The organism is Longimicrobium sp. (assembly GCA_036389795.1).
Classification (GTDB): Bacteria; Gemmatimonadota; Gemmatimonadetes; order Longimicrobiales; family Longimicrobiaceae; genus Longimicrobium.
In genome coordinates, this window is record DASVWD010000028.1 from 25,902 (window position 1) to 36,745 (window position 10,844).

Sequence of the window (10,844 nt, forward strand, 5' to 3'; positions counted from 1 at the left end):
CCACCACGAGCCCCGACAACCGCCTCCGCAACATGGAAAACCGAGTCTTCCGCAAGGTGTCGCTGGACCGGCTCTCCTCGCCCGAGCAGCTCGACCAAGTGATGCAGGTGACCAACCCCCGCGGCTGGCTGGCGCTGGCCGGCCTGGGCGCGCTGCTGGTGATGGCGATCATGTGGGGCGTCTTCGGCTCCCTCTCCGAGAAGGTGGCCGGCGGCGGGATCCTGCTCAAGAGCGGCGGCGTCTTCGAGGTGGTCTCGCCCGCCGAGGGGCGCGTCACCGACGTCTCCGTGAGCGTGGGCGACAGCGTGACCGAGGGGCAGGTGGTGGCGTGGATCGCCCAGCCCGAGCACTCGGCCCGCCTGCAGGAGGCCAAGGCCCGGCTGGCGGCGCTGCGCGCCGAGTACCAGCGCACCCTGTCCTTCAGCGGCAACGACGCCCAGCTGCAGGCCCAGAGCGTGGGCGAGCAGCGCCGCAACCTGCAGCAGTCGATCGCCGCCGAGGAGCAGACGCTGCGCTGGCTCACCGAGCGGGTGCAGAGCCAGGAGAAGCTGGTGGAGCAGGGGCTCGTCACCCGCGGCGCCCTGCTGCAGACCCGCCAGCAGCTGGAGCAGTCGCAGGAGAAGATCCGCTCCGGGCGCAGCCAGCTGGCGCAGCTCGACGTGCAGAAGCTCTCCTCCGACAACGACCGCTCCCGCCAGCTCGCCGCCCACCGCCGCGAGATCCAGCTGGCCGAGCTGGAGCTGGCGCAGCTGGAGCGCGACCTCCGCCGCGCCTCGCAGGTGGTCTCGCCCTACACCGGGCGCATCCTGGAGTTGATGACCGAGCAGGGGAAGATGGTGGGGCGCGGCGAGCCCGTCCTGAACCTGGACCTCACCGGCAGCTCGGTGAAGAACCTGATGGCGGTGATCTACGTCCCCTCGATGCACGGCAAGAAGGTGAAGCCGGGGATGGAGATCCAGATCGCCCCCTCCACGGTGCGGCAGGAGGAGTTCGGGATGATGCTGGGGAAGGTGACCTTCGTCTCCAACTTCCCCGCCACCCCGCGCGGCATGGCCATGACGCTCAAGAACGACCAGCTGGTGCAGGGCCTCTCCGGCAACGGCGCCCCCTACGAGGTGCACGCCGACCTGATCGTGGACCCCGCCACCGTGAGCCGCTACCGCTGGTCGTCCTCCGGCGGCCCCCCGGTCGAGATCCAGAGCGGCACCCTGGCCAGCGGCCAGGTCACCGTCGACCGCCAGCGCCCCCTGGCCGCGGTGCTCCCGCTGCTGCGCCGCTGGTCGGGGATGTAAGCCGGACCGCCGGACCCGAGCCGGACCAGAGACCGATCGCGGCGGGGGCGCCGATGGCGGCGCCCCCGCCCCACCCGAACCGCACCACGCTGACCGATGCCACTGGCGAGCATCACGCGCCGTCACTGGGGGAGGCTGAAGCTTCCGCCCTGGCTCCGCCCGGCGCCCCCCGAGGCGGCCGCAGCCCCCGCGAAGTGGGTGCGCACCCCCACCATCCTGCAGATGGAGGCGGTGGAGTGCGGCGCCGCCTCGCTGGCCATGATCCTGGCCCACCACGGGCGCTACGTGCCGCTCGAGGAGCTGCGCGTGGCGTGCGGCGTCTCGCGCGACGGGAGCAAGGCCAGCAACCTGCTCAAGGCCGCGCGCGGCCTGGGGCTCGTGGCCAAGGGGTTCAAGAAGGAGCCCAACCAGCTCCGCCCTCTCCCCATGCCGGCCATCGTGCACTGGAACTTCAACCACTTCCTGGTGCTCGACGGGTTCCACAAGGGGCAGGTGCGCATCAACGACCCCGCCCAGGGGCCGCGCGTGATCTCGGAGGAGGAGTTCGACCAGTCGTTCACCGGCGTGGTGATGACCTTCGAGAAGGGCGAGGACTTCCAGGCGGGCGGCCGCCGGAGGGGGCTCCTGGGCACGCTGGCCCCGCGGCTCAGGGGCTCGCGGCTGGCGCTGCTCTTCGTGATCCTGGCCGGGCTGTCGCTGGTGGTCCCCGGGCTCGTGGTCCCCACCTTCTCGCGCGTCTTCGTCGACAGCGTGCTGGTGAAGGGGCTCACGGCGTGGCTGCGCCCCCTCCTGATCCTGATGGCGCTCACCGGCGTGGTGCAGGCGGTGCTCACCTTCCTGCAGCAGCGCTACCTGCTCCGGCTGGAGACCAAGGTGGCGCTCTCCACCTCGGCCACCTTCTTCTGGCACGTGCTGAGGCTGCCCATCACCTTCTTCAACCAGCGCTTCGCCGGCGAGATCGGCGGCCGCGTGGCGATCAACGACAAGGTGGCGCGCCTGCTCTCGGGCGAGCTGGCCACCACGGTGCTGAACTTCGTCGTGATCGCCTTCTACGCCCTGATGATGGTGCAGTACGACGTGTGGCTGACGCTGCTGTCGGTGACGATCGTGGCGCTCAACATGGTGGTGCTCAAGGTGATGTCGCGCCGCCGGGTGGACCTCACCCAGCGGATGCTGCAGGACGGCGGGAAGATGATGGGCACCGCCATGGGCGGGCTGCAGACGATCGAGAGCCTCAAGGCCACCGGGAGCGAGTCGGACTTCTTCGCCCGCTGGAGCGGCTACCAGGCCAAGGTGATCAACGCCGGCCAGCAGATCTCGCTCACCAGCCAGGTGCTGGCGCAGGTCCCCCAGTTCCTCCTCTCGCTCAACACCGCGCTGCTCCTGGGCTTCGGGGGCTCGAGGGTGATGGACGGCCACCTGAGCATGGGGATGCTGATGGCGTTCCAGGCGCTCATGCTGGCGTTCGTGAACCCGGTCAACCGGCTGGTGAGCCTGGGCGGCACCCTGCAGGAGGTCAAGGGCGACATGGACCGCCTGGACGACGTGCTGCTGGCCCGCCCCGACCGGCGCGCCGTGGCGGCGGCCGACGAGGGCGAGCTGGCGGAGGACGGCCCCCCGGTGAAGCTCTCCGGCTTCCTGGAGCTCAAGCACGTCACCTTCGGCTACTCGCCGCTGGACCCGCCGCTGATCGAGAACTTCAACCTGACGCTCAGGCCCGGCAGCCGCGTGGCGTTGGTGGGGGGCTCGGGGTGCGGCAAGAGCACCGTCAGCAAGCTGGTGTCGGGGCTCTACGAGCCGTGGTCGGGCGAGATCCTCTTCGACGGGAAGAGCCGCGACGAGATCCCGCGCGGCGTGCTGGCCAACTCGCTGGCCATCGTCGACCAGGAGATCTTCATGTTCGAGGGGACGATCCGCGACAACGTGACGCTCTGGGACGCCACCGTCCCCGAGGCCGAGCTGCTGCAGGCCGCCCGCGACGCCTGCATCCACGACGAGGTCGCCTCGCGCCCCGGCGGCTACGCGAGCCCGGTGGAGGAGGGGGGCACCAACTTCAGCGGCGGGCAGCGCCAGCGCCTCGAGATCGCCCGGGCGCTGGCGGGCAACCCCACCATGCTGGTGCTCGACGAGGCCACCAGCGCGCTGGACCCGGCCACCGAGAAGACGATCGACGACAACCTGCGCCGCCGCGGCTGCACCTGCCTGATCGTGGCGCACCGGCTCTCCACCATCCGCGACTGCGACGAGATCATCGTGCTGCACCAGGGCAAGATCGTGCAGCGCGGCACGCACGAGCAGCTCGCCGCCCAGCCCGGCTACTACAGCCGGCTGATCGCCTCCGAGTGATGACGCACCCGACCTCCCCGACCGCAGGTCCCGACGTGAGCGCGACCACCCCTCCCGACTTCCTGGCCGCGGGCGCCGCCGAGTTCGAGGCCGGCAGCGACCGCCCCTTCCTCCTGGCCGGCGCCAGCGCCTGGCTGGTCACGGCCGGCCGCGTCGACGTCTTCGCCGTGCCGCTCGCGGGCGGCCTTCCGGCGGGAAGCCGCACCCACCTCTTCCGCGCCGGGGCGGGGCAGCTCGTCTTCGGCACCGGCGCGGGCGAGGGCGCCGCCGTGGGGCTCCTGGCGGTGGGCTCGCCCGGCACCCGGGTGGCGCCGGTGGAGCGGCGCGTGCTGCGCGCCGCCGCCATGGACCCGGCGCGCTCCGGGGCGCTGGCCGGCCTCCTCGACGAGTGGGTGGACCTGCTCTGCGCCGCCGTGGGGCGCGGCGTGGCCCCCGACGGGTGCGCCGAGGTGAGCCCCGAGGCGCCCGACCTCCCGCAGGGCGTGCGCTACGTGCGCCCGGGGCGCCGGGTGGCGTGGGTGCGCCACCTGGACGGCGCCTCCTTCCTGCTGGGGCGCGAGGGGCTCAAGCTGAACGGCGACTTCACCCCGCTGGCGAAGAGCGCCTGGATGGAGGTGCAGGGGAGCTGCCGCCTGGACCTGCAGGAGACCGCGGCCGTGCTGGGGCGCGGCGACGCCTGGGAGGGGCTGGAGCGGCTGCACGCCCTGGTGCTGGAGTGCGTGGCCCGCATGGCCGCCGAGGCCGCCCGGGCCGAGCGCGAGCGGCTGCGCGAGAAGGCCGCCGCCGGGCGCGGCGCCTTCCAGGGCGCCGTGGGGCGGCTGGCCACCACGCTCGAGGCCGGCGCCCCCGCGCGGATGCGGCTCAGAGCCGCGGCCGCCGGCGGCGCGTCCGACGACCCGCTCCTCTGCGCCGCCCGCCTGGTGGGCGCGGCGCTGGGGGTGGCGGTGCACCCCTACCCGCGCGAGAAGGGCGCCCCCGCCCCGCGCGACCCGCTGGGGGCGCTGGCCCGCGCCTCGCGCACCCGCACCCGCCAGGTGGTGCTGCGCGAGGGGTGGTGGAGGGAGGACGGCGGCCCGCTCCTGGCCTACCTGGCCGAGGACGGCCGCCCGGTGGCGCTCCTCCCCGCGCGGGGGACGCGCTACACCCTGCACGACCCGCGGGAGCGCGGCGAGGCGGCCCTGGTCGACGCCGCCCTGGCCGACCGGGTGAAGCCGATCGCCTTCACCTTCTACCGCCCCTTCTCCGACCAGGCGCTCGGGCTGAAGGACGTGGTGCGCTTCGGGCTGCAGGGGTGCGGGCGCGACCTGGGGATGGTGCTGGGCTTGAGCGTGGCCGCCGCGCTCCTGTCGCTGGTGACCCCGATGGCCACGGGGAAGATCTTCAACGACATCATCCCCGGCGCCGAGCGGGGGCAGCTGGGGCAGCTCACCGCCGCGCTGGTGGTGATCGCGCTGGCCACCATGCTCTTCCGGCTGGGCGCCGGGGTGGCGCTGGTGCGCATCGAGGGCCGCATGGGCTCGGCCACCCAGGCCGCGGTGTGGGACCGGGTGCTGGGGCTGCCGATGCCGTTCTTCCGCCCCTACTCGGCCGGCAACCTGGCCAGCCGCGCCATGGGGATCGACGCCATCCGCCAGCACCTCTCCGGCGCCACCATCCAGGCGCTCCTGGGCGGGCTCTTCTCGGTGGTGCACTTCGGGCTGCTCTACCACTACTCGCCGCGGCTGGCGCTGTGGGGGACGGGGCTGATCGCGCTCTCCATCGCCGTCACGGCGGGCGCCAGCCGGCTGCAGATGAAGAGCGAGAACCAGATCGCCGCGCTGCGCACGAAGCTCTCGGGCTCGGTGCTGCAGTTCCTCTCCTCCATCGCCAAGCTGCGCACCGCCGCGGCCGAGGGGGAGGCGTTCTCGATCTGGGCGAAAGGCTTCAGCGAGCAGCGCCAGCTGCAGTTCCGCGCCCGCTCCATCGGCAACCTGGTGGCCTCGTTCAACGCCGGCTACCCGGTGGTCACCACGCTGGTGCTGTACGCGGTGGCGCTGCCGCTCATGAGCGGCGACCACCCGCTGCGCACCGGCGACTTCATGGCCTTCATGACCTCGTTCGCCACCTGCCTGGGAGGGATGCTGGGCGCCTCGGCGGCGCTCCTGGGGGCCATGGCGGTGGTGCCGATGTACGAGCAGGCGCGCCCGATCCTGGAGACGCTCCCCGAGGTCGACACCGCCAAGGCCGACCCGGGCGCGCTCTCGGGCGGCATCGACATCGAGCGGGTGGTGTTCCGCTACAACCCCGACGGCCCCCCGATCCTGCGCGACCTCACCATGCGCATCAGGCCGGGCGAGTTCGTGGCCTTCGTGGGCCCCTCGGGGTCGGGGAAGAGCACGCTGCTCCGCCTCCTGCTGGGCTTCGAGGCGCCCGAGTCGGGCGCGGTCTACTACGACGGGCGCGAGCTGGCCGGCCTCGACGCGCAGGCGGTGCGCCGCCAGATCGGGGTGGTGCTGCAGAACGGGCGGCTGATGTCGGGCGACATCTTCACCAACATCGCCGGCAGCTCCCCCGCCACGCAGGAAGACGCCTGGGAGGCGGCGCGCATGGCCGGCTTCGACGAGGACATCAAGGCCATGCCGATGGGGATGCACACCGTGGTCAGCGAGGGCGGCGGCACCCTCTCGGGCGGCCAGCGCCAGCGGCTGATGATCGCGCGCGCCATCGTGCAGCGCCCGCGCATCCTCTTCTTCGACGAGGCCACCAGCGCGCTCGACAACCGCACCCAGGCGATCGTCACCCAGAGCCTGGACCGCCTGAACGCCACCCGCGTGGTGATCGCGCACCGCCTCAGCACCATCCTGAACGCCGACCGCATCTACGTGATCGAGGCCGGCCGCATCGTGCAGGCCGGCACCTACCACGAGCTGATCCGCCAGGACGGGCTCTTCGCCGAGCTGGCGAAGCGGCAGCTGGCCTGAGCAAGCGCTCGAGCGCTCGGTCGGCTTCAGGTGCCAGGTGCCAGGTGCACAGACGAGACCCGATCCGGCACCTCGGCACTCAGGACTTCAGGACTCAGGACTTAGCACTGAGGACTAAGGACTAAGGACTAGGGACTCAGGACCCAGCACTCCCTAACTCAGTACGACGAACCCGAATCCGCACACGTGAGGACCCACCCATGACGCGCATCCGTCCGATCTTCGCGGCCGCCGCCCTGCTCGCCCTCGCGGCGGCCGGCTGCGGCCCCGGCTCGCCCGCCGAGGAGCGCGCCCAGCTGGGGCGCCAGGAGAAGGGCGACATCGTGCTGGCCGCCGTCTGGCCCTTCCAGGCGCGCGGCGAGATCCGCTTCGCCGAGGGGCTGCAGATGGCGGTGGAGGAGGTCAACGCCGCCGGCGGGATCGGCGGCCGCCGCGTGAGGCTCCGCATGGAGGACGACCGCGGCTCGGTGAACGACGGCCTCCTGGTGGCCCAGCGGCTGGCCGACGACCCGCGGGTGGCGGCGGTGATCGGGCACCTGAACAGCTACGTGACGGTGCCGGCGGCCTCGGTCTACGAGTCGGGCGGGCTGCTGCTCCTGGCGCCCGCCTCCACCGACCCCGAGCTCACGGCCAAGGGGTACGCCCGGGTCTTCCGCATCATCCCCACCGACCGGCAGACCGGGCACCGCATGGCCGAGTACGCCGCCCGGCGCGGCTACCGGCGCGTGGCCATCTACTACGCGCGCAACAGCTACGGCCGGGCGCTGGCCAACGCCTTCGAGGAGCGGGCGGCCACCACCGGGCTCACCGTGGTCGCGCGGGCCAGCTACGCCCCCGAGGCCGCGGGCGACGGGCGCACCTTCGCCCCCACCCTGGGCGAGTGGAAGGACATGGAGCTGGACGCGGTGTTCCTGGCGGGCCAGGTGCCGCAGGCCGGCTACCTGGCCGCCGAGGCGCGCCGGCTGGGGATCACCGCGGCGATCCTGGGCGACGACGCCATGAGCTCCCCCGCGCTGGTGCAGGCGGGCGGGGCGGCGGTGGAGGGCACCGTGGTCCCCTCGCCCTTCCACCCGGGCGAGCCGCGCGCCGTGGTGCAGCGCTTCTCGGCCTCCTTCCGCCGGCGCTTCGGGGCCGAGGCCGACCCGGGCGCGGCGCTGGGGTACGACGCAGTGATGGTGCTGGCCGCGGCCATGCGCCGCGCCGGCTCGGCGGCGCCCGAGGACGTGGCCGCCGCCCTGCGCGCGCTCCGAGCCCACCCGGGGGTCACCGGGCCGATCACCTTCGACCCGCGCGGCGACCTGGCCGAGCGCGAGATGGTGAAGACGGTGGTGCGCGGCGGCGCCTTCCACTACCTGGGCGGCGACGCGCTCGCCCGGGCCGGCGGCCGGGAGCGCTGACGATGGCCGACCCGGCCTTCCGCGCCGCGGTGCTGGCGGCGCACGGCGCCAGGGGCGCCGAGGTGGACGAGCTGCTCGCCTACGCCGAGAGCGCCTTCGCCCCGGCCGCCCCTCCCGCGGGCGGCTGGCCGCTCCCCGACGAGCCGTTCGCGGCCGCGTGGGAGGAGTACGCGGCGCGCGCTGCCGACGAGGGGGCCGCGGCGATCCTGGCCGGCGTCCTTCCGCAGCTGCGCTTCCCCGTCCAGGCCGGGATCGGCGCGAGCGACGCCTACCGCGCGGCCACCCTGCGCGGCGAGCCCACGGCGCACCCGGAGGGCGGCCTGGTCTTCGCCGACCCGGAGGGGATCCGGCTCTTCCTGCACCCCACCCCCGCCGGGCGGCTCCCGGTGGTGGTGGCCCGCGCCCGCGCCGACTTCGTGGCGCTGCTCTGCGCGCTCACCCGCCGCAACGAGCCCGACCCGGTCCCCGACTCGATGGGCGCCTGCATCGTGGGCGGCTACAACAACTGGGACCGGGTGGCGCGCCTGCGCCGCGCCTGGGAGGCGGCGCACCCCGCGGCCGCGGCCGCCGGCGGGTGGGCCGCCCACTTCCGCGCCGAGGTGGTCCCGCGCAAGGAGCTCTACCAGGACCGCTTCGTCCTCCTCTCCAGCGGCCCCTACAGCGCGGTCGAGGCGGGGGCGCTGGGGCTGGACGGGGAAGAGTGGCCCGCGAAGTCGCTCGCCATCCGGCTGGAGCACGAGTGCGCGCACTACTTCACCCGCCGCGTGTGGGGGAGCATGCGCAACTCGCTCCACGACGAGCTGCTGGCCGACTACCAGGGGATCCGCGCCGCCGAGGGGCGCTACCGGGCCGACTGGTTCCTGCGCTTCGTGGGGCTGGAGGACCCCACCGCGTACCGCGAGGGGGGGCGCCTGCAGAACTACCGCGGCACCCCGCCCCTTTCCGACGGGGCGTTCCGCGTCCTGCAGGCCCTGGTGAGGAGCGCCGCGGCGCGCCTGGAGGCGATCGACCTGCTGCGCCCCCGCGGCGCGGCCGGCCCCGCCGAGGCCGCGCGCGCGCTGGGGGCGCTCGCCGCCCTCTCGCTGGAGGAGCTGGCGTCTCCGGATGCACCCGCGCGCTTCCGCAGGGCGTACGGGGAGCGCCCCCTTACGGCCTCCCCGGCGGCGCCGCGAGCCGCGTCCGGAATCCCGAGGGCCGCTTTGTAGCGCTCGGGGCTTCCGGGACCTGCAAGGCCTTGTCAGAAAACAAGATCGGCATATGTTTGTGCACCCTTCCCGAGGGTGATCTGGTAGGACGGCGGCGCACGCGCCGTCGCGCAGGGCTGTCGCAGTTACGGTCCGGTGGTGCCACGGGAGAGGCCGCTCGGCCGCTCCCCTCACGCCGCCGGCCGAACCCGGGCTTCCCGGGTCGTGGTGAAGTGCGGTCCGGCTCTCCGCAGTTCCCTCAGCGCAGTCTTCTCCCAGTCGGCAGCAACGCCCCGGTGTGCCTCTCCGGGGAGCGCCCACGCGCTTCCCACGCCCGGCACGCCCTCCCCCTCGCGGGGAATCGCGGCAACGCCAGAGGCAGTGGCGCACCCGCGGCAAGCACCGCTCGCGCCACCGCAGGCACAGTTCAGCCCCAAGTGGCGCAATAGATCCCATTTCGCCGGTTTCCCCCACGTCGCTCCCGCCGGGTGCAGCCGCGCCCGCCGGGTCGGGAATTCCCCAACCCAGGACGTACCGTGCAGACCCACCTCTCCCCCGCCGTTCCGGACCCCGCGCTCCTGCTGGACGCCGCGCGCGACCTGTACCACCACTCACTCGACGAGTGGGGCGAGCGTCGCGCCACCGTGCTCGTGGGCCGCCACCCGCTCCTGGAGGAGGCGCTCGACAAGGTCGTGCGCTTCGCCGCCTCCGACAGCCCCGTGCTGATCACGGGCGAGACGGGGACGGGGAAGGAGCTGTTCGCCCGCGCGGTGTTCCTGAACGCGCGCCGGCACCGCCGCGCCTTCCTGAGCGTGAACTGCGCGCAGTACGTGGGGACGGAGCTGATCGCCAGCGAGCTGTTCGGGCACCGCAAGGGGAGCTTCACGGGGGCGGTCGCCGACCACCGGGGGATCTTCGAGGAGGCCGACGGCGGCTTCGTGTTCCTGGACGAGGTGGGCGACCTGCCGATGCAGGCGCAGGCGATGCTGCTGCGCACCCTGGGCGAGGGCGAGATCGTCCCGGTGGGGAGCAACCAGGTCAAGCGGGTGGACGTGCGCGTGGTGGCGGCCACCAGCCGCGACCTGCAGCCGATGATCGCCGCGGGGAAGTTCCGCGCCGACCTGTACTACCGGCTGCGCCCGCTGCACGTGCAGGTGCCGCCGGTGCGCCTGCGCGGCAACGACTGGGAGCTGATCGCCCAGTACTACCTGGGGCGGCTCTCCCGGCAGACGCGGCAGCCGAAGGAGCTCTCGCCCGCGGCGCGGGTGGCGCTGAGCACGCACCGCTGGCCGGGGAACGTGCGCGAGGTCCGCAGCGTGGTGGACACCGGCTTCCACATCGCCGAGGGGCCGCAGATCACCCCGGCCGACTTCTCGGGGGCGCTGGAGGTGGCCGCGCGCGAGCTGCAGAACTCGGCCAACGCGCAGGCGATCGGCGAGATCTGCGGGCGGCTGGCGGCGGGGGAGGGGTGCTTCTGGGAGGACGTGCACCGCCCCTTCCTGGAGCGCGACCTGAACCGCGCCGAGGTGCGCGAGATCATCTCCCGGGGCCTGCAGTCGTCGCACGGCAGCTACAAGCGGCTCCTGAACGTGTTCGGGCTGGCGCAGGACGAGTACCTGAAGTTCATGGACTTCCTCCGCCACCACCGCCTGAAGCCCGAGCTGC

General features: G+C 73.5%; 6 protein-coding genes. All 6 read left to right on the forward strand.

Annotation, left to right across the window (positions count from 1 at the left end; translation table 11 throughout):
* Positions 1-32: 32 nt before the first annotated feature.
* Positions 33-1,292 (forward strand): NHLP bacteriocin system secretion protein, encoded by a 1,260-nt coding sequence (locus tag VF746_03560; GenBank protein HEX8691492.1) that lies wholly within the window; start codon positions 33-35, stop codon positions 1,290-1,292.
* 96 nt (positions 1,293-1,388) lie between these two features.
* Entirely contained in the window at positions 1,389-3,638 is a 2,250-nt protein-coding gene (locus tag VF746_03565; GenBank protein HEX8691493.1) for an NHLP family bacteriocin export ABC transporter peptidase/permease/ATPase subunit, read from the forward strand.
* A gap of 35 nt (positions 3,639-3,673) precedes the next feature.
* Complete coding sequence (locus VF746_03570) at positions 3,674-6,598, forward strand: NHLP bacteriocin export ABC transporter permease/ATPase subunit (GenBank protein HEX8691494.1); 2,925 nt, start codon at positions 3,674-3,676, stop codon at positions 6,596-6,598.
* A 200-nt stretch (positions 6,599-6,798) separates the two neighbouring features.
* Entirely contained in the window at positions 6,799-7,995 is a 1,197-nt protein-coding gene (locus VF746_03575; GenBank protein HEX8691495.1) for an ABC transporter substrate-binding protein, read from the forward strand.
* A 2-nt stretch (positions 7,996-7,997) separates the two neighbouring features.
* A complete protein-coding gene (locus VF746_03580) occupies positions 7,998-9,200 on the forward strand; it encodes a hypothetical protein (protein HEX8691496.1) in 1,203 nt (400 codons plus the stop codon).
* Between the two features lie 515 nt (positions 9,201-9,715).
* Positions 9,716-10,844: sigma 54-interacting transcriptional regulator (locus tag VF746_03585; protein ID HEX8691497.1), on the forward strand; the 1,129-nt coding region annotated here is incomplete at its 3' end.